The organism is Klebsiella sp. X1-16S-Nf21 (assembly GCF_002837615.1).
Lineage (GTDB): Bacteria > Pseudomonadota > Gammaproteobacteria > Enterobacterales > Enterobacteriaceae > Klebsiella > Klebsiella variicola.
The window spans coordinates 88,150-105,148 of record NZ_PJDK01000005.1; the positions used below are offsets into that span (position 1 = coordinate 88,150).

Annotated in this window: 19 protein-coding genes; 11 read left to right on the forward strand and 8 right to left on the reverse strand. The window is 60.0% G+C overall.

Annotated features, from left to right (window positions below):
* Positions 1-133 precede the first annotated feature (133 nt).
* Positions 134-1,198, forward strand: coding sequence for a LacI family DNA-binding transcriptional regulator (locus tag CW267_RS04190; protein WP_012541786.1), 1,065 nt, complete (start codon positions 134-136; stop codon positions 1,196-1,198).
* A gap of 265 nt (positions 1,199-1,463) precedes the next feature.
* Entirely contained in the window at positions 1,464-1,904 is a 441-nt protein-coding gene (locus tag CW267_RS04200) for a GNAT family N-acetyltransferase (RefSeq protein ID WP_016160986.1), read from the forward strand.
* Positions 1,905-1,956: 52 nt separating this feature from the next.
* Here the strand turns inward: CW267_RS04200 and CW267_RS04205 are convergent, their stop codons facing one another.
* Both CW267_RS04205 and ftrA read right to left on the reverse strand, forming a co-directional pair.
* Positions 1,957-2,172 carry a DUF4177 domain-containing protein gene (locus CW267_RS04205; RefSeq protein ID WP_004205985.1) on the reverse strand — a complete coding sequence of 72 codons (216 nt, stop codon included), beginning with the start codon at positions 2,170-2,172 and terminating at the stop codon, positions 1,957-1,959.
* Positions 2,141-3,238 carry a transcriptional regulator FtrA gene (gene ftrA, locus CW267_RS04210; protein WP_049156953.1) on the reverse strand — a complete coding sequence of 366 codons (1,098 nt, stop codon included), beginning with the start codon at positions 3,236-3,238 and terminating at the stop codon, positions 2,141-2,143. Before ftrA ends, CW267_RS04205 begins: the two co-directional genes overlap by 32 nt.
* Before the next feature lie 67 nt (positions 3,239-3,305).
* Between ftrA and CW267_RS04215 the strand changes: the two genes are divergently transcribed.
* The 7 genes from CW267_RS04215 (at position 3,306) to urtE (ending at position 10,612) form a co-directional block, all read left to right on the forward strand.
* Positions 3,306-3,704 (forward strand): rhodanese-like domain-containing protein, encoded by a 399-nt coding sequence (locus CW267_RS04215; RefSeq protein ID WP_012541783.1) that lies wholly within the window; start codon positions 3,306-3,308, stop codon positions 3,702-3,704.
* Between the two features lie 148 nt (positions 3,705-3,852).
* Positions 3,853-4,956: a cobalamin-independent methionine synthase II family protein gene (locus CW267_RS04220; RefSeq protein ID WP_012541782.1), complete on the forward strand. Its 1,104-nt coding sequence runs from the start codon at positions 3,853-3,855 to the stop codon at positions 4,954-4,956.
* Between the two features lie 170 nt (positions 4,957-5,126).
* Positions 5,127-6,398 carry an urea ABC transporter substrate-binding protein gene (gene urtA / locus CW267_RS04225; protein WP_012968272.1) on the forward strand — a complete coding sequence of 424 codons (1,272 nt, stop codon included), beginning with the start codon at positions 5,127-5,129 and terminating at the stop codon, positions 6,396-6,398.
* Between the two features lie 61 nt (positions 6,399-6,459).
* A complete protein-coding gene (urtB, locus tag CW267_RS04230; RefSeq protein WP_042947791.1) occupies positions 6,460-8,034 on the forward strand; it encodes an urea ABC transporter permease subunit UrtB in 1,575 nt (524 codons plus the stop codon).
* The gene (urtC, locus tag CW267_RS04235) at positions 8,034-9,107 is read left to right on the forward strand and encodes an urea ABC transporter permease subunit UrtC (protein WP_008804969.1); all 1,074 of its coding nucleotides are present in this window, start codon (positions 8,034-8,036) and stop codon (positions 9,105-9,107) included. Before urtB ends, urtC begins: the two co-directional genes overlap by 1 nt.
* Positions 9,107-9,904: an urea ABC transporter ATP-binding protein UrtD gene (gene urtD / locus CW267_RS04240; protein WP_002904321.1), complete on the forward strand. Its 798-nt coding sequence runs from the start codon at positions 9,107-9,109 to the stop codon at positions 9,902-9,904. The genes urtC and urtD overlap by 1 nt, the downstream gene beginning before the upstream one ends.
* Before the next feature lie 9 nt (positions 9,905-9,913).
* Positions 9,914-10,612 (forward strand): urea ABC transporter ATP-binding subunit UrtE, encoded by a 699-nt coding sequence (gene urtE, locus CW267_RS04245; RefSeq protein WP_100781033.1) that lies wholly within the window; start codon positions 9,914-9,916, stop codon positions 10,610-10,612.
* A gap of 35 nt (positions 10,613-10,647) precedes the next feature.
* On the opposite strand, the gene CW267_RS04250 is transcribed toward urtE, so the two are convergent.
* Positions 10,648-11,130, reverse strand: coding sequence for a helix-turn-helix domain-containing protein (locus tag CW267_RS04250; protein ID WP_064170213.1), 483 nt, complete (start codon positions 11,128-11,130; stop codon positions 10,648-10,650).
* Between the two features lie 129 nt (positions 11,131-11,259).
* Positions 11,260-12,453 (reverse strand): efflux MFS transporter YdeE, encoded by a 1,194-nt coding sequence (gene ydeE / locus CW267_RS04255; RefSeq protein WP_100781032.1) that lies wholly within the window; start codon positions 12,451-12,453, stop codon positions 11,260-11,262.
* A gap of 194 nt (positions 12,454-12,647) precedes the next feature.
* Here ydeE and eamA point away from each other — a divergent pair, with 194 nt between their 5' ends.
* Positions 12,648-13,547 (forward strand): O-acetylserine/cysteine exporter, encoded by a 900-nt coding sequence (gene eamA / locus CW267_RS04260; protein WP_047666553.1) that lies wholly within the window; start codon positions 12,648-12,650, stop codon positions 13,545-13,547.
* 46 nt (positions 13,548-13,593) lie between these two features.
* On the opposite strand, the gene marB is transcribed toward eamA, so the two are convergent.
* Genes marB through marR form a run of 3 tightly spaced genes read right to left on the reverse strand, consistent with a single transcriptional unit; the run spans position 13,594 to position 14,681 of the window.
* Positions 13,594-13,812 (reverse strand): multiple antibiotic resistance protein MarB, encoded by a 219-nt coding sequence (gene marB / locus CW267_RS04265; RefSeq protein WP_047666554.1) that lies wholly within the window; start codon positions 13,810-13,812, stop codon positions 13,594-13,596.
* A 40-nt stretch (positions 13,813-13,852) separates the two neighbouring features.
* On the reverse strand, positions 13,853-14,227 hold the full coding sequence (marA, locus tag CW267_RS04270) for an MDR efflux pump AcrAB transcriptional activator MarA (protein ID WP_002904397.1): 375 nt from the start codon (positions 14,225-14,227) through the stop codon (positions 13,853-13,855).
* A 19-nt stretch (positions 14,228-14,246) separates the two neighbouring features.
* Positions 14,247-14,681 carry a multiple antibiotic resistance transcriptional regulator MarR gene (marR, locus tag CW267_RS04275; RefSeq protein ID WP_008804963.1) on the reverse strand — a complete coding sequence of 145 codons (435 nt, stop codon included), beginning with the start codon at positions 14,679-14,681 and terminating at the stop codon, positions 14,247-14,249.
* 261 nt (positions 14,682-14,942) lie between these two features.
* Here marR and CW267_RS04280 point away from each other — a divergent pair, with 261 nt between their 5' ends.
* On the forward strand, positions 14,943-15,611 hold the full coding sequence (locus CW267_RS04280; protein WP_002904403.1) for a MarC family NAAT transporter: 669 nt from the start codon (positions 14,943-14,945) through the stop codon (positions 15,609-15,611).
* Between the two features lie 70 nt (positions 15,612-15,681).
* Here CW267_RS04280 and CW267_RS04285 read toward each other — a convergent pair whose 3' ends face one another.
* Entirely contained in the window at positions 15,682-16,881 is a 1,200-nt protein-coding gene (locus CW267_RS04285; protein WP_008804962.1) for a sugar transporter, read from the reverse strand.
* Between the last annotated feature and the right edge of the window lie 118 nt (positions 16,882-16,999).

Below are 16,999 nucleotides of genomic sequence, written 5' to 3' on the forward strand. Positions count from 1 at the left end.
TTTGTTTTTTCCAGCAATCACGCTGGAAATGAAATGAACAGACGATCACGAAAGCGAGGGCAAAACGCTGTTTTTTGTCGCGCGTTAAACATAAAATGTTAGCGCACGACATTGTTATCGCTGAGGAGAAAAGATGCCGCGTCGTACCGCAACCCTTGAGGATGTCGCCCGCGCGGCGGGTGTCTCCCAACAGACGGTCTCCCGGGTGCTGAACCGTCCTGAGGTGGTGTCAGCCCGCACCCGGGAGCAGGTGATCCGCGCGATGCAGACGCTGCACTACGTGCCTAACCGCTCGGCGCAGCTGCTTGCCGGCAAGGCGGCGCCCTCCATCGGGTTAATTACCGCCTCGCTGACGCTGCATGCCCCCTCGCAGATCGCCGCCGCGATAAAAAGCCATGCCAGCCTGCATCAGCTGGAAGTGGCGATAGCGATGCCGGCGCAGGCCGATTTTGTCGCGCTACAGGCGCGGCTGGATGAGCTACGCGCCCAGCATATTCGCGGGGTGATCGTCAGTCTGCCCCTGGAGAGCGCCACCGCCGAGCGGCTGGTGCAAGAGAACCCGGATATGGCCTGCCTGTTTCTTGACGTCTCCCCGGAGGCCGATGTCTGCTGCGTGCGCTTCGACCACCGCGACGGCTGCGGAGCCTGCGTACGCCACCTGTGGGAGCTGGGGCATCGCGAATTCGGCCTGCTGGCGGGGCCGGAAAGTTCGGTTTCCGCCCGTCTGCGCCTCGCCAGCTGGCGCGAGGCGCTGCACAGTCTGAATATCGCTCGCTCAACAACGGTGTTCGGCGACTGGAGCGCCGCCAGCGGCTGGCAAAAAACGTTCGAGCTGCTGCATCTGCAGCCGCGGATCAGCGCGATTGTGGTGGCGAACGATCAAATGGCGCTCGGCGTGCTCAGCGCGCTCGCCCAGCTTAATCGCAGCGGTAGCCGGGCGGTATCGGTGACCGGCTATGACGACACCGCCGACAGTCTCTACTTCCAGCCGCCGCTCACCACGGTGGCGCAGGACTTCGATCTGCTGGGCAAGAGGGCGGTGGAGCGGCTGATCGCCCTGATGGCGGCCCCGCAGCTGCGGATCCGCGAGCTGCTGCCGACCCGGCTTATTGTGCGCCAGTCGGCCTGGCCCGCCGCCGTTGCGGAGGATCAGCAGCAGACCCTCGCGCAACTGAAAGCGCTGGTGGAAAAACTTTAGCGCAGGCCGTTGAGGCTTTATTGAGGTTGACTCTGTTAACCTCGTCATCAAACGTAGAGAGGTCAGGATTATCTGTCTGCGAAAAATGCAAAACACAATCTATCCATGCAAGCATTGATTTACCGCCAGTCATATGGCGGTTTTTTTTTGCCGTCGCCCGCGTCTACCGTTTTCTTCCGTTCGCCTTTCCGCCTGGCATATCCTGCCGCGGCATGCTAGATCTTGCTTCCGGGGCTCCATCCGGGAGACGACGGGAGGCAAGGGTATGATGGTGATAGAGGGTAAAGAGGCGATCGCGCGGGTGGACTGGCAGCGGGTGCGAACCATTATCGCCGAGGCCGGATTGAATGAGCGCGATGTTCAGCAACTGGAGCAGGCGTTCCGCCAGAGCACCTTCTGCTGGTTTGGCTATGAGAACGGCCAGCTGATTGCCGTGGCGCGAGCCATCAGCGACTGTACCTGGAGCAGCTATCTGGCGGATGTGGCGATCGTCCCCGAACGTCAGGGGCAGGGTTACGGACAACAGTTGATGCTGGCCATCCGGGAGCAGTTGCTTCCCTTTGGCAAAATTTTTATCTATGCGGTCGCCGATAAAATTACGTTTTATCAGCGCTTTGGTTTTGCCATGCTGACCACCGGCATGGTCTGCGCCAGCGAGGAGGGCATGCAGAAAATGCAGGAGCAGGGCTATATCCGTCGGCCCTGAAAGCAGGCGCTTAGAAACGCCTGGCTTAAACGTGTAAACCAGGCGCAGGCTGTCAGAGGGGGCGTTCGAGCACGAAAAGATACGCTTCCCGCGACCAGAACAGGGCGGTGCGACGGCGCTCCACCGACATGGTTTTCACTTCCCATCCTTCACGGGTATAGCTGCTGAGAAACTGGCTCATCTTGTCAGGGTCCGCCTTGGCTTCGCCAAAAAACAGGCTGCCCAGCAGCCCCTCTTTATAGATCACTACCCGACACTCTTTCTTCATCATCGACCCTCCTGGCGACCCGTTTACTGTTGCCGTCTATTGTCCGTTGCCGCGATGATTTTGCAATCGGAGAAGTAGCAAACTGTTTCCGGTACTGCAGCGGACTGAGCGCGAAGTGCTGGCGAAAATGGTGACGCAGGGTGCCGGCGCTGGCAAACCCGCAGCGCTCAGCGATCTGATCGATGGACATCGTGCTCTCCGTCAGGTGCTGGCGGGCGCGCAGCAGCCGCTCGTCCAGCAGCCAGCGGGCGGGTGTTTTACCGGTGGCCTCTTCAAAGCGGCGCAAAAAGGTGCGCGTCCCCATGCCGGCGCGCTGGGCGAGGGAAGCGACGGTATGGCTGGCGGCAAGATGCTGGTGCAGATAGTCAAACAGCTGCCCAAGGCGCTGGCTCTCCCGGCTGCGGGCTACCGGGCGCAGGACCTGCTGCGTCTGACCGCCGTCGCGATGGGGAGAGACCACCAGGCGGCGGGCGACGACGTTGGCGGCTTCGCTGCCGAAATCCTCGCGCACCAGATGCAGACAAAGGTCGATCCCCGCCGCGCTGCCGGCGGAAGTCATCAGCAAAGCATCGCCCACGTAAAGGACGTCCTCCACCACCTGGATCTGCGGGAAACGCGACTGCAGCGCCGCGGTGTAGCGCCAGTGGGTCGTTGCCTGGCGGCCATTGAGCAGCCCGGCGGCGGCGAGAACGAACACCCCGGAACAGATGGAAATAATCCGGCATCCGCGGGCGTGGGCGGCAACGAGGGCGGCGCACAGCGCCTCGGGGACCGGGGCGTCGACACCGCGCCAGCCGGGGACCACAATCGTATCCGCCTGGGCGAGAAGTTCAGGCCCGCCGTCAGTCATCAGGCGGATGCCGCCGGTAGCGCACAGCGGCCCTTCATCGACGGCGGCGACGGCAAAGTGGTACCAGTTGTCACCCATTTCCGGGCGCGGCAGGCCGAAGATCTCCACGGCTACGCCAAACTCAAAGGTGCACAGGCCATCGTAGGCGAGGGCGACCACCTGATGACGTGACGGTGTCACAGAAGGGGTTGTCAGGATGTTAGCGTTTTCTGTCATGGTTGTCGGCAGATCAGGGTGATGGGCGTCAGTAAAGTAGTGTTATCACAGACAAGGAGAAGACGCCATGAGTGTAGTAACCCAATTTCCCCCTGCCGCTTCCGCTGAGGCTATCCGTTGGTTCCGCCATAAGCTGCATCTTGAGACCGACTGCGCCGATGTGCACAGCGCCCAGCGTGCCGGCGAGGTCGACTTTGTCCTGCTGCACGTGGTCGGCAGCGAGGAAGCCTTCGCCAGACGTCACTTGCCAGGCGCGCAGCATCTCCCGCACAGCCAGATCACCGCCGAGCGAATGGCCGCCTGGCCGGCGGAGACCCTCTTTGTGGTCTACTGCGCCGGGCCGCACTGCAACGGTGCTGACGTTGCCGCGCTGAAGCTGGCTGAGCTTGGGCGGCCGGTGAAAATGATGCTCGGCGGACTCACCGGCTGGGAAGATGAGGGCTATGCGTTTGTTTCCGGTAAATGAAAATATTTCATGCACCATGAAATATTCTCGTTTGCGACCCACCACTCTGCATGCCAGTATCTGGACATATAGCCATCCAGAAGTCTAAAAATTCAAATAATGAACTATCACGGTGGGCAACTAACGCGCCCACCGCTAAGGAGACAGCATGCAACGTCAACAGGCCCCGTTCCGCGCAGACATCGTCGGCAGTTTTTTGCGCCCGGACAGCATTAAACAGGCGCGTCAGCAGCTGGCTGAGGGGATTATCGACGCCGGTCAGCTACGCGAAATTGAGAATAACGCGATCCGTCATCTGGTTCAGCAGCAATGCGACTGCGGCCTGCATGTGGTCACCGACGGTGAGTTTCGGCGCGCATGGTGGCATTTCGATTTCTTCGATGGCCTGCAGGGCGTTGAACGTTACGATGCCGAGCAGGGGATCCAGTTTAACGGCGTGCAGACCAAAGCGCACGGCGTTCGCGTCACCGGCAAGCTGGCGTTTGGCGACCACCCGATGCTGGAGGACTTCCGCTATCTGAAAAGCATCAGCGGCGACGCGCAGCCGAAGATGACCATTCCCAGCCCGAGCGTGCTGCACTTCCGCGGCGGGCGGAAAGATATTGATGCCACCGTTTACCCGGATCTTAGCGACTACTTCGACGATCTGGCCACCACCTGGCGCGACGCGATCCGCGCGTTTTATGACGCCGGCTGCCGCTATCTGCAGCTGGACGATACCGTGTGGGCCTATCTGTGCTCCGATGCCCAGCGTCAGCAGGTACGCGAGCGCGGCGACGATCCGGATGCGCTGGCGCGCATTTATGCCCGAGTGCTGAACCAGGCGCTGGAAGGTAAGCCGGCCGATCTGACGGTGGGCCTGCACGTCTGTCGGGGTAACTTCCGTTCAACCTGGATCTCGGAAGGCGGTTACGAGCCGGTGGCCGAGGTGCTGTTTGGCGGCGTCAATGTCGATGCCTTCTTCCTTGAGTACGACAACGACCGCTCCGGGGATTTCGCGCCGCTGCGCTTTATTCGTCCTGGCCATCAGCAGGTGGTTCTCGGACTTATCACCACCAAAAATGGCGAGCTGGAGAATCCGCAGGGGGTGAAAGCGCGTCTCGCTGAGGCCGCGCAGTATGTGCCGCTCGAGCAGATCTGCCTGAGCCCGCAGTGCGGTTTCGCCTCTACGGAAGAGGGCAATGCCCTCAGCGAAGACCAGCAGTGGCAAAAAGTCCGACTGGTGACGTCGATCGCCGCCGACGTCTGGTAATAACTTTCTTAGCGCAGCGTTGCACCGTGATGAGGCAACGCTGCCGTCCCCACCGTCTCCGCCGCCCACCTGTCCCGCATCCTGCTGTTTTCACAACCTGGCACCGTTTTTGCCTTATAACCTCTGGTTAGCTGTTAATTCTTTATTTTTGCGCTACTCAGGAGTGAATCATGCAACGTAGAACGTTATTAAAAGCTTTTGCACTCTCCGCCTCTGTAATGGCTATGGGTCTTTCATTCCAGGCCTATGCCGCCGACACCATCAAAGTCGGGATCATGCATTCGCTCTCGGGAACGATGGCGATTTCCGAAACGCCGCTGAAGGACGTCGCGCTGATGGCCATCGACGACATCAACGCCAAAGGCGGGGTACTGGGCAAGAAGCTGGAGCCGGTGGTGGTCGACCCGGCCTCCAACTGGCCGCTGTTTGCCGAGAAGGCACGCCAGCTGCTGGCCCAGGATAAAGTGGCGGTGGTGTTTGGCTGCTGGACATCGGTCTCACGTAAATCGGTGCTGCCGGTGTTTGAGGAGCTGAACGGCCTGCTGTTCTACCCGGTGCAGTATGAAGGGGAAGAGATGTCCCCCAACGTCTTCTATACCGGCGCGGCGCCTAACCAGCAGGCTATCCCGGCGGTGGAATACCTGCTAAGTGAGGATGGCGGCGGCGCCAAACGTTTCTTCCTGCTGGGGACGGACTACGTCTATCCGCGCACCACCAACAAGATCCTCCGCGCCTTCCTGCATGCCAAAGGGATCCAGGACAAAGATATCGAGGAGGTCTACACCCCGTTCGGCTACAGCGATTACCAGACCATCGTCGCCAATATCAAAAAATTCTCCGCCGGTGGCAAAACGGCAGTGGTCTCCACCATCAATGGCGATTCCAACGTGCCGTTCTACAAAGAGCTGGCTAACCAGGGTCTGAAAGCGACCGATGTGCCGGTGGTGGCCTTCTCGGTGGGGGAAGAGGAGCTGCGCGGCATCGATACCAAACCGCTGGTCGGCAACCTCGCGGCATGGAACTACTTTGAGTCCGTCGATAATCCGACCAACAAAGCCTTCGTCGCCGACTATCGCGCGTACGCCAAAGCGCACAAGCTGCCGAATGCCGATACGGTGGTGACCAACGATCCGATGGAAGCGACCTGGGTGGGTCTGCATATGTGGGCGCAGGCGGTGACCAAAGCGGGCACCACCGATGTCGATAAAGTGCGCGAGGCGATGGCCGGGCAGACCTTCAACGCGCCGTCCGGTTTTACCCTGACCATGGATGCCACTAACCATCATCTGCATAAGCCGGTGATGATCGGTGAAATTGAAGGCAACGGCCAGTTCAACGTGGTCTGGCAGACCGATAAACCCGTTCGCGCGCAGCCGTGGAGTCCGTGGATCCCCGGTAACGATAAGAAACCTGACCATCCGGTGAAAACCGTCAGCCAGTAAGCGCCAGGGCCGGCGGGGCTGGAGCATAGCGCCCGTCGGCCGCTGACCAGAGGAGAACGACATGAACGCATTGCGTCTCATGAATGTGTTGGCGCTACTGCTGATCCTGCTGCCATGGCGGGCGCAGGCCGCGGAGGCGGACGACTTCGTTGCCGCCAGCCGCAGCCAGCAGGCGCAGCTGTTGACCCAGTGGGCGGCAGCGCCGCAGGCGGATCGTCTGCCGCTGCTGCGGGCGTTGACCACCGAGAGCCTGGTGATGGACGACGGAAAACATGCTTTCCGCACCCGACAGGGCGGATTACAGCCATTGGGCGCTGTCGCCGCGCCGCAGGGCGAAACCCGACCGGTCCGTCTGACCAACAGGCTGCGCAATCTGGCTGCCGGCGCGCTGGCCAGCCACCTTATTTTAAGTGACAACGTCACGGAGAGAGCTTCCGCCGCGCGCACGCTTCAGCGGGAAGCGACCCCGGCCATGGCCGCGCTGCTGCAACAGCGGCTGCAGGCAGAAACCGATGAAAATGTGCGGGGCCTGCTGGAGGTGGCGCTGGCGCGCCTGCAGCTCACTCAGCCTGAGGCCAGCGCGCGGCTGGCCGCCGTGACGCTGCTTGGCCATTCCGCGGACCCGGAAACCCAGGCGCTGCTGATCCCCTTTACCGATGCCCAGCATGAGCCGGATGCGGCGGTGCGCGAGGCGGCCAGCGACAGCCTGCAAAAGATCAAACATCGTCTGCTGCTCGGCGATCTGCTGGGCCAGGCCTTTATGGGGCTGTCGCTGGGATCGGTGCTGTTGCTGGCCGCGCTGGGGCTGGCGATCACCTATGGCCTGCTGGGGGTGATTAACATGGCCCACGGTGAGATGTTAATGATCGGCGCCTACAGCTGCTGGCTGGTACAGCAGGCGCTGGCGCAGCTCGCGCCGCAATGGCTGGCCTTTTATCCGCTGGTCGCGCTGCCGGTGGCGTTTCTGGTGACCGCCGGGATCGGCATGGCGCTGGAGCGCACCATTATTCGTCATCTGTATGGTCGGCCGCTGGAAACGCTGCTCGCCACCTGGGGGATCAGCCTGATGCTTATCCAGCTGGTGAGGATGCTGTTTGGCGCGCAGAACGTGGAGGTGGCAAACCCGGCCTGGCTCTCCGGCGGCGTGCAGGTCCTGCCGAACCTGATCCTGCCGTGGAATCGGCTGGCGGTGCTGGCGTTCGTCCTGCTGGTGCTGTGTTTTACCTGGCTCATCCTGAACCGTACCCGTCTGGGGATGAACGTCCGCGCCGTGACGCAGAACCGGGCGATGGCCGCCTGCTGCGGCGTGCCTACCGGGCGGGTGGATATGCTGGCTTTTGGCCTCGGCTCCGGTATTGCCGGGCTGGGCGGCGTGGCGCTGTCGCAGCTTGGCAACGTCGGGCCTGAACTGGGTCAGGGATACATCATCGACTCGTTTCTGGTGGTGGTGCTGGGCGGCGTCGGCCAACTGGCCGGCAGCGTGGCGGCGGCCTTTGGGCTGGGCATTTTCAACAAAATTCTCGAACCCCAAATGGGCGCGGTGCTGGGCAAAATCCTGATCCTGGTGATGATTATTCTGTTTATTCAGAAACGCCCGCAGGGTCTGTTCGCGCTGAAAGGGAGGGTTATTGACTGATGAGCCAACCAATCACCTTAACGCTGGCGCAGCGCGCGCCGCGGCCTCTGCGCTGGCTGGGGATCCTGCTGGTGCTGGGGCTGCTGAGTATGCCATTCCTGGCGCTGCTGCCGGCCTCGCATCCGCTGGCGGTGCCGAGCTGGCTGCTGACGCTGAGCGGCAAAATCCTCTGCTACGCCATTGTGGCGGTGGCGCTGGATCTGGTCTGGGGCTATGCGGGTATGCTGTCGCTGGGGCACGGGATCTTCTTTGCCCTCGGCGGGTACGCCATGGGGATGTACCTTATGCGCCAGGCGGCGGGCGACGGTCTGCCGGCGTTTATGTCTTTTCTCTCCTGGAGCGAGCTGCCCTGGTTCTGGTGGGGCACGCAGCATTTCGCGTGGGCGATGGCGCTGGTGGTGCTGGTTCCCGGTCTGCTGGCCCTGGTTTTCGGCTGGTTTGCCTTTCGCTCGAAGATCAAAGGGGTCTATTTCTCGATCATGACCCAGGCCCTGACCTATGCCGGTATGCTGCTGTTCTTTCGCAACGAGACCGGGTTTGGCGGCAACAACGGCTTCACCGGTTTTACCACGCTGCTGGGTTTTCCGGTCACCGCCACCGGCACCCGCGCCACCCTGTTTATGGCCACGGTTTTGCTGCTGTTGCTGACGCTGTGGCTGGGCTCGGCGCTGGCGCAGAGTAAGTTTGGCCGGATCCTCACCGCGGTGCGTGATGCCGAAAACCGGCTGATGTTCTGCGGATACGACCCGCGCGGCTTCAAGCTGCTGGTATGGACGCTGTCGGCGGTGCTCTGCGGTCTGGCGGGGGCGTTATATGTCCCGCAGGTCGGGATCATCAACCCCAGCGAAATGTCGCCGACCAACTCCATCGAGGCCGCCATCTGGGTGGCGCTCGGCGGGCGCGGCACCCTGATCGGCCCGGTGCTTGGCGCCGGGCTGGTCAACGGCGCGAAAAGCATTTTCACCGTGGCGATGCCAGAGTACTGGCAGCTGTTTCTGGGCCTCATCTTCATCATTGTGACCCTGTTTTTACCCCGCGGGGTGATGGGCCTGCTGCGTCGAGGAGACCGCTAATGCAACCGGATGAAGGACTGTTTACCCGTCAGCTGCCCGGCGATCGCTTTCGCGAACAAACCGATCCGGTGCTGCAGCTGGAGAATATCAACGTCAGCTTTGACGGTTTCCGGGCGCTGACGGATCTGTCGCTGGCGATAGGCGTCGGCGAACTGCGCTGTGTGATCGGCCCCAACGGGGCGGGCAAGACCACCCTGATGGACGTGATCACCGGCAAGACCCGGCCGCAAAGCGGCAAAGCGCTCTATGACCAGTCGGTGGATCTGACTACTCTTGACCCGGTGGCCATCGCCCGCCAGGGCATCGGGCGCAAGTTTCAGAAGCCGACGGTCTTCGAAGCGCTGACGGTGGCGGAAAATCTCGCCCTGGCGATGAAGGGTGATAAATCGGTGTGGGCCAGCCTGCGCGCCCGGCTGAGCAGCGAACAGGACGATCGGCTGAATGAGGTGCTGCGCCTGCTGCGTCTCGATGGTGAGCGCTACCGCCAGGCCGGTCTGCTGTCCCATGGCCAGAAACAGTTTCTTGAGATCGGCATGCTGCTGGTGCAGGAGCCGCATCTGCTGCTGCTTGATGAGCCGGCGGCCGGCATGACCGATGCGGAAACGGAGTATACGGCGGAGCTGTTTCGTACCCTGGCTGGACAGCACTCTCTGATGGTGGTGGAGCACGACATGGGATTTGTCGAGACCATCGCCGACCGGGTGACGGTCCTGCATCAGGGCCAGGTGCTGGCGGAGGGATCGCTGCGGGAGGTGCAGGCCAATGAGCAGGTCATTGAAGTTTATCTGGGACGTTAAGGAGCGCCAATGTTACAGGTGAGTCAGCTACATCAATACTACGGCGGCAGCCATATTTTGCGTGGGGTGGATTTTTCCGCCCGTCAGGGCGAAGTCACCTGCCTGCTGGGGCGCAATGGCGTCGGTAAGACCACGCTGCTGAAATGCCTGATGGGGCTGATCCCGGCGCGCAGCGGTGAGGTACGCTGGCAGGATCAGAACATCACCCATCGCAAACCGCACCAGCGGGTGCAGGCCGGGGTCGCCTACGTCCCCCAGGGGCGCGAGATATTTCCGCGCCTGACGGTGGAAGAAAACCTGCTGATGGGGCTGTCGCGCTTTCCCGCCCGCGAAGCGCAGCTGGTGCCGGAGGAGATCTACCAGCTTTTCCCGGTGCTCAAGACCATGAAGCAGCGACGAGGGGGTGACTTATCCGGCGGTCAACAGCAACAGCTGGCGATTGGCCGCGCGCTGGCCAGCCGTCCGCAGCTGCTGATCCTCGATGAACCCACCGAGGGGATCCAGCCCTCCGTCATCAAAGAGATTGGCGAGGTGATCCGCCAGCTGGCGAGCCGGGGGGATATGGCGATCCTGCTGGTGGAGCAGTTCTATGATTTTGCCGCCGGGCTGGCGGACCACTACCTGGTGATGTCGCGCGGCGCCATCGTCCAGCAGGGCAAGGGCGGTGATATGGAGCGCGACGGCGTGCGCGCCATGGTGACCATCTGACCAGGCCGGCGGCGTGCGCGCCGCCGGTTTGCGGGCTATTTGCGCAACAGCCGCTGCAGGCGCGCCTGGCGCCAGTTTTTGATCCATTCGCCGAACACGAACAGGCGTAATCCTCTTACCACCAGCAGAGCGCCCCAGATCAGGGCGACCCAGCCGGACCAGTAGTACTGCGGGTTAGTGAAGCGGTTGAGCACCGCCAGCAGCACGCAGACTACCACCGCCACCGACAGCGAACGGAAAAAGCGGCTCTCCTGATGCACCCGCGCTTTGGCTTCCTCTATGCGCAGATCCAGCGAGGTTTCCGGGCCCGGCGCACCCTCCCGCGAGGCTTCGCCGCCGATCTCGGCCACCGTAACCTCAAAGACCGCGGCGAGGGCGCTGAGAGTCTCCAGTCCCGGGCGTTCGCCATTCTCAATACGCTGGATCGTGCGGACGCTGAGACCCGCCATTTCGGCCAGCTGCTCCTGGGACCAGGCGCGCTGTAGCCGTAATTGTTTGACCTGATTGTTGCTGTTCATATTCGTATGCTCCATGACGTTCTGCGGATGTAAACCTGTGATGGAGTATGGTGAACCGGGCCGCCAGCCACCACGACAGCGACCCGACAACGGCCCGACATCAACCCGACAGCCGCATGCCAGCTGGCGTCAGGCGTTGGCCAGCGGACAATCCGGCTGCCAGGGACGGGCATTCATCCCGCGGAAAATCATCAGCCAGGCGGCGACAATCGCCACGATAAGAATGACAAAAAGCGACCAGTGCGGCAGATGGGTGAGGATCATCCCGGTGAACATCGGGTTGAATGCCGCGCCCAGCCACCCCAGCGACTGGGCGGAGAAGTAGCTGGCCTTCATCCCCGGCGGGGCAATATGGTCAATCAGCATATACTCCCCGGGGGCATAAATCACTTCCCCGAGGGTGAAGATCGCCGCCGAGATCCCCCATGCCCACAGGCTGGCGCCAGAGAACATAAAGCCCACGAGGCCGATAACAAAGCAGACGGTGCCGAAGGTCATCAGCGGGCGAATATTTCTGGCGCTCAGCCGCCGGCCAACCGCGTACTGCAAAGCGACCACCACCGCGGCGTTAACCGGCAGCACCACGGCCACCACTTTCTCGGCGAAGTCGCTGCTGGCGACCACCAGCACATACTGCGAGAGGCAGGAGGCGAAAGCGCCGCTGACGAAGGAGGCCAGCAGCCCGGAACAGGTAAACCACAGCAGCGCCCGGTCATGCAGCAACACTGAGGGAGACCAGGCGGCAGCACCCGGCTGGGCCACGGCCACATCCCGCTGGAGAAACAGCTGAATAAACACCAATGGAAAGGCGGCGCAGGCGGCCGCCAGCCAGAACGGCAAATTGATGCTGTGCATCACCAGCAGCGTGCCGATGGGCGGCCCGACGGTCCAGCCGATATTGAGGATGGTATAGTTCAGCGAGAAGATACGCGCTTTTTTCTCCGGCGTCAGTCGGTCGGCGAACCAGGCTTTTAGCACGGTGGAAAACACCGAGTAGGCGCAGTTGATCAACGCAAAGAAGATCACTACCAGGATAGCGTTATTGACCAGCGGTATCGCGCTAAATCCCAGAATAAACACCAGCACTGACCACACCATATAGCGCTTTTTGTCGAACTTATCCGCGAGGATGCCAAAGCCCATGCTGAACAGCACGCCGACCACCAGCGCCAGCGACAACGCGTAGCCAATCACATCGACATCCAGCTGATAACGTCGGGTGAGGTAGATAGTCATAAACGGCAGTGTGGCCCCTCGGCCAATAGTTAGCAGTAACGACGATGCCAGCAGCGCGATGGTGGAGCGCCTGAGAGTGGTGATCATGATTTCCTTGCCTGTCATGTTGTTATAATTTTATGTCTTCGATCACAAATAACATGCTCATTACGCCTTGTACAGGTCAGCCCGGTCGCCGGGCGCACTTCCTGGCCTGCCAAAAATAATGATCTATCCTGGCGGCCGCTTTTTGGTTACTTTGATTTTGTTCACAAAAATTCTAATAACGACAGAGGCAGGGTATGACGAGGAAAGATGGACTGCTGGCGCTGCTGGTAGTGGTGGTGTGGGGGCTTAACTTTGTGGTGATTAAGCTGGGTTTACACAATATGCCGCCGCTGATGCTGGCGGGGCTGCGCTTTATGTTGGTCGCCTTCCCGGCGCTGCTGTTTGTATCCCGCCCGGCCATCCCGCTGCGCCTGCTGCTGGGTTATGGCCTGACCATTAGCTTTGGTCAGTTTGCCTTTCTGTTCTGCGCTATTGGCCTGGGTATGCCTGCCGGGCTGGCATCGCTGGTGCTGCAGGCGCAAGCCTTCTTCAGCATCATTCTCGGCGCCTTCGTCTTTGGCGAACGTCTGCAGGGCAAGCAACTGGCGGGGATCGCCCTGGCGATCTTTGGCGTGCTGGTGCTGGTGGAGGGCAGCCTTGGCGGGGAGCATGTGCCGCTGGTGGGCTTTATGCTGACCCTGGCGGCGGCGCTCAGCTGGGCCTGCGGTAATATCTTCAACAAGAAAATCATGTCGCATGCCGCCCGGCCGCCCATTATGTCGCTGGTGGTGTGGAGCGCGTTGATCCCGGTGCTGCCGTTTATGCTGGCCTCATGGCTGATTGATGGCCCGCAGACCATGCTGGCGAGCCTGCAACACATCGATCTGCTGACGATACTGTCGCTGCTCTATCTGGCATTTATCGCCACTATCGTCGGCTATGGTATCTGGGGATCGCTGCTGGGGCGCTATGAGACCTGGCGGGTGGCGCCGCTGTCGCTGCTGGTGCCGGTGGTGGGGATGGCCAGCGCTGCGCTGTTGCTGGGGGAGACGCTGAGCGGACTGCAGCTCACCGGGGCGGTACTGATTATGGCCGGGCTCTATATTAACGTCTTCGGCTTACGTCTGGTGCGGCCGGGTATGGCGCGCGGATAAAAAAAAGCCCCGAAGAAGGGGCTACACAATTATGCGTGTAATGGCATCACAGGTCGTGCTGCTGATAGTACGGCACGCCCAGTTCGTCGGATTTATCACTGCCAGCCGCCATATGATTGAAATCAAATGGCGAATCGTTATGTTCCGAAGGGATAATCATTGTATCACGCTGGTTTTGACGCACCGGCGTGGTGTTTTGCTCCGCATAGCTGAGGCTGGAGACCAGCAACAGGAGTACGATAGCTGCGGCAGCGAATAGTTTCATGATTTCCTCAATACGTCTTTGATAATACAGGCGATTAACATCAGTTATTTAGCGGATGCAGATAGCGGGATTCGCCAGGTACATTCGTTATGCGATACTTGTGGGGCGGAACATCGAAATAGTTCTTGAACGTTCGCGTCAGGGTCTGCTGCGACTCGAAACCGTAGCGTTCCGCCAGGTACAAAATGGGCTCATTGCTCTGCTTGAGCTTTTGCGCAATCTCCGTCAGCTTGCGGCTGCGGATGTACTGGCCGAGGGAATGGCCGGTCTCTTTCTTAAACATACGTTGCAGGTGCCACTTGGAGTAACCTGAACGCTCAGACACTTTTTCCAGCGACAGGGGCGATTCCAGGTTATCCTCGATCCACGACAAAATACTATGGATAGTGATGGCGTCATTATTACGTCTGGACATCATCTTACCTCTTCTTATTTTACGGCAGGACCTTCTTGAGTAGTTGCTCAAGCGCGACGACTTCGTCCGCCGACAGATTTTTTGTTAACTCCTGGTGTAACTTCTGACCCACAACCTGATGACACTGCTCGCAAAGGGCTGCGCCGTCCGGTGTCAACTGCACCAGCACGCCGCGCTTGTCAGCGGGGTTGGGTAACCGTTCAATCCAGCCTTTGCACGCCAGGCGGTCGAGCATACGCGTCATCGCGCCCGGGTCGACGGAAAGCACGGTTTTCAGCTCAACGGGGGTAATACATACCTCGCAACGAATGGAACAGAGCACGCGAAACTGGGTCGCGGTAATATCCATGGGTGAGAGGTAGTCGTTGAGCAGGCGATCTTTTTTCTGGTTAACCATCTGGATCAAGCGGCCCAACGGGATCATTTCATTAAACAGGTCGCTGGTACTTTTCATGATGGTTGCCCAGGCAAGTAATTAGTTGCAGGTGATACTATTGCCCAGGCAATCATAAGTCAACATTATGAATTGGCCGATGCCACGATTTGCTAAAATAAAAAAATCTGACGTGGGTCACTGTTTGTGGTTTTGCTAACGCTTGTTAATTTTTAGCGGAAGTGGTTTATCAGCAGGCTGGCGGCGAAAGTGTCGAAGCCGGTATACTCACGGAACGAAACAATACTTAAAAAATGAATATTAACGGGACTTTAATTAACTATGTTCGATTTGTTTAAAGCAATAGGGCTTGGCCTGGCGGTGCTTTTACCGCTGGCAAACCCACTCACAACCGTGGCGCTGTTCCTCGGCCTGGCGGGCAATATGAACAACGCCGAGCGGAACAAGCAGGCGTTGATGGCATCGGTGTATGTGTTCGCCATTCTGATGGTGTCGTGGTATGCCGGTCAGGTGGTGATGAATACATTCGGCATATCAATACCTGGGCTGCGTATCGCCGGGGGATTGATTGTGGCCTTTATCGGTTTCCGCATGCTGTTCCCCCAGCAAAAAGCCCACGATTCGATGGAAGCGAAGATCAAATCGGAAGAACTGCAGGATGAACCGACCGCCAATATCGCCTTTGTGCCGCTGGCGATGCCAAGCACCGCCGGTCCGGGAACCATCGCGATGATTATTAGCTCCGCCTCGACCGTTAAGCACGGCGTGGACTTCCCGGAGTGGGTGGTACTGGCGGCGCCGCCGATCATCTTTTTGCTGTTAGGGGTGATTCTGTGGGCTTGTCTGCGCAGTTCCGGCGCGATTATGCGTCTGGTAGGCAAAGGCGGCATCGAGGCCATTTCGCGGCTGATGGGCTTCCTGCTGGTCTGTATGGGCGTGCAGTTTATTATTAATGGCGTGCTGGAGATCATTTCGACCTGGCACCCCTGATCGCCCCGGATGGGATGAGAGACAACAGCCTGCCGGTAGCCATGCCGGCAGGCTTTTTTATCGCGGTAACTCAGGAGTGGTGCGGTTGATGGTCTTCCAGCGATACCGGCCAGCGGCGGAAGATCATCAGAGACCATACCAGCGCGGCCAGCGCCGGGATGGCACCGATGTAGCCGATGGAAGCCATCGACAGATGCAGACTCACCTGGCTGCCCACCAGCGCGCCAGCGCCAATACCAATATTAAAGATGCCCGAGAACAGGGACATGGCGACGTCGGTGGCATCCGGCGCGGAAGCCAGCACTTTTACCTGCATACCGAGGCCGATAATCATGATCGCCACGCCCCAGAAGATACTGAGCAGCATCAGATGATGTGCATTGTCCGAGGCAGGCAGGAGCAACAGCAGGCAGGCCAGCAGCAGGCCGATAGCGATGCTAATCAGCCCGGAAGCGTGCTGGTTGCCGAGCTTACCGAACAGAATGCTGCCGATAATACCGGCCCCGCCGAGGATCAACAGCAGCACGGTAGCAAAGTTGCCGCTCAGGCCCGCCACCGTCTGGACAAAGGGCTCGATATAGCTGTAGGCGGTATAGTGGGCGGTCACCACCACCACGGTCAGAATATAAACGCTGACCAGCGCCGGGCGGCGGAACAGCACCGGCAGGCTTTTCAGCGAGCCAGAATGTTCGCTCGGTAGCGTCGGCAGCAGTTTTACCAGACAGGCAAGGGTGGCTAACGCGCCGAGGCCAATCGCCAGGAAGGTCATTCGCCAGCCAAAATACTGGCCGATGATGCGGCCAATCGGAATACCGAACACCATCGCCAGGGCTGTACCGGTGGCGATCAGGCTCAGCGCCTGCGCCCGTTTGCCAGGCGGCGCCATACGGATGGCCAGCGCTGAGGTAATCGACCAGAAAACCGCATGCGCAAAAGCGATGCCAATGCGGCTAATCACCAGGACGTCAAAACTCCACGCAAAAAACGACAGAACGTGGCTGGCAATAAACAGAATAAACAGGCCGATGAGCAGCCGCCGGCGCTCCATTTTGCTGGTCAGCAGCATAAACGGCAGCGACATCAGCGCCACCACCCACGCATAAATGGTGAGCATCATGCCCACCTGGGCGGTTTCCATGCCGAAGCTGCCGGCAATATCGGACAGCAGACCGACAGGGGCGAATTCTGTGGTGTTGAAAATAAACGCGGCGATGGCCAACGTCACGACACGTAGCCACGCTACCTTGCGTGAGACCGTATTCGTAGTCATAAGCTCTGGACGGGTGATTCAAGGGAAGATGTGACGGTGATCTTAAAACGATTACTGGCGAAAAGACAATCATTTTGTGACCTGCATCTCATTTCGCTGCAAGTGGCTGGCCGCGGTT

Excerpts from the sequence above, each read along its gene's own strand:
- urtC (WP_008804969.1), top strand. The coding sequence starts at position 8,034 with ATGAGCCAACCAATCACCTTAACGCTGGCGCAGCGCGCGCCGCGGCCT.
- marB (WP_047666554.1), bottom strand. The coding sequence starts at position 13,812 with ATGAAACTATTCGCTGCCGCAGCTATCGTACTCCTGTTGCTGGTCTCC.
- CW267_RS04280 (WP_002904403.1), top strand. The coding sequence starts at position 14,943 with ATGTTCGATTTGTTTAAAGCAATAGGGCTTGGCCTGGCGGTGCTTTTA.
- CW267_RS04220 (WP_012541782.1), top strand. The coding sequence starts at position 3,853 with ATGCAACGTCAACAGGCCCCGTTCCGCGCAGACATCGTCGGCAGTTTT.
- marA (WP_002904397.1), bottom strand. The coding sequence starts at position 14,227 with ATGTCCAGACGTAATAATGACGCCATCACTATCCATAGTATTTTGTCG.
- marR (WP_008804963.1), bottom strand. The coding sequence starts at position 14,681 with ATGAAAAGTACCAGCGACCTGTTTAATGAAATGATCCCGTTGGGCCGC.
- urtB (WP_042947791.1), top strand. The coding sequence starts at position 6,460 with ATGAACGCATTGCGTCTCATGAATGTGTTGGCGCTACTGCTGATCCTG.
- CW267_RS04250 (WP_064170213.1), bottom strand. The coding sequence starts at position 11,130 with ATGAACAGCAACAATCAGGTCAAACAATTACGGCTACAGCGCGCCTGG.
- CW267_RS04205 (WP_004205985.1), bottom strand. The coding sequence starts at position 2,172 with ATGAAGAAAGAGTGTCGGGTAGTGATCTATAAAGAGGGGCTGCTGGGC.
- urtD (WP_002904321.1), top strand. The coding sequence starts at position 9,107 with ATGCAACCGGATGAAGGACTGTTTACCCGTCAGCTGCCCGGCGATCGC.
- CW267_RS04190 (WP_012541786.1), top strand. The coding sequence starts at position 134 with ATGCCGCGTCGTACCGCAACCCTTGAGGATGTCGCCCGCGCGGCGGGT.
- CW267_RS04215 (WP_012541783.1), top strand. The coding sequence starts at position 3,306 with ATGAGTGTAGTAACCCAATTTCCCCCTGCCGCTTCCGCTGAGGCTATC.
- CW267_RS04200 (WP_016160986.1), top strand. The coding sequence starts at position 1,464 with ATGATGGTGATAGAGGGTAAAGAGGCGATCGCGCGGGTGGACTGGCAG.
- eamA (WP_047666553.1), top strand. The coding sequence starts at position 12,648 with ATGACGAGGAAAGATGGACTGCTGGCGCTGCTGGTAGTGGTGGTGTGG.
- urtA (WP_012968272.1), top strand. The coding sequence starts at position 5,127 with ATGCAACGTAGAACGTTATTAAAAGCTTTTGCACTCTCCGCCTCTGTA.
- CW267_RS04285 (WP_008804962.1), bottom strand. The coding sequence starts at position 16,881 with ATGACTACGAATACGGTCTCACGCAAGGTAGCGTGGCTACGTGTCGTG.
- ydeE (WP_100781032.1), bottom strand. The coding sequence starts at position 12,453 with ATGATCACCACTCTCAGGCGCTCCACCATCGCGCTGCTGGCATCGTCG.
- ftrA (WP_049156953.1), bottom strand. The coding sequence starts at position 3,238 with ATGACAGAAAACGCTAACATCCTGACAACCCCTTCTGTGACACCGTCA.
- urtE (WP_100781033.1), top strand. The coding sequence starts at position 9,914 with ATGTTACAGGTGAGTCAGCTACATCAATACTACGGCGGCAGCCATATT.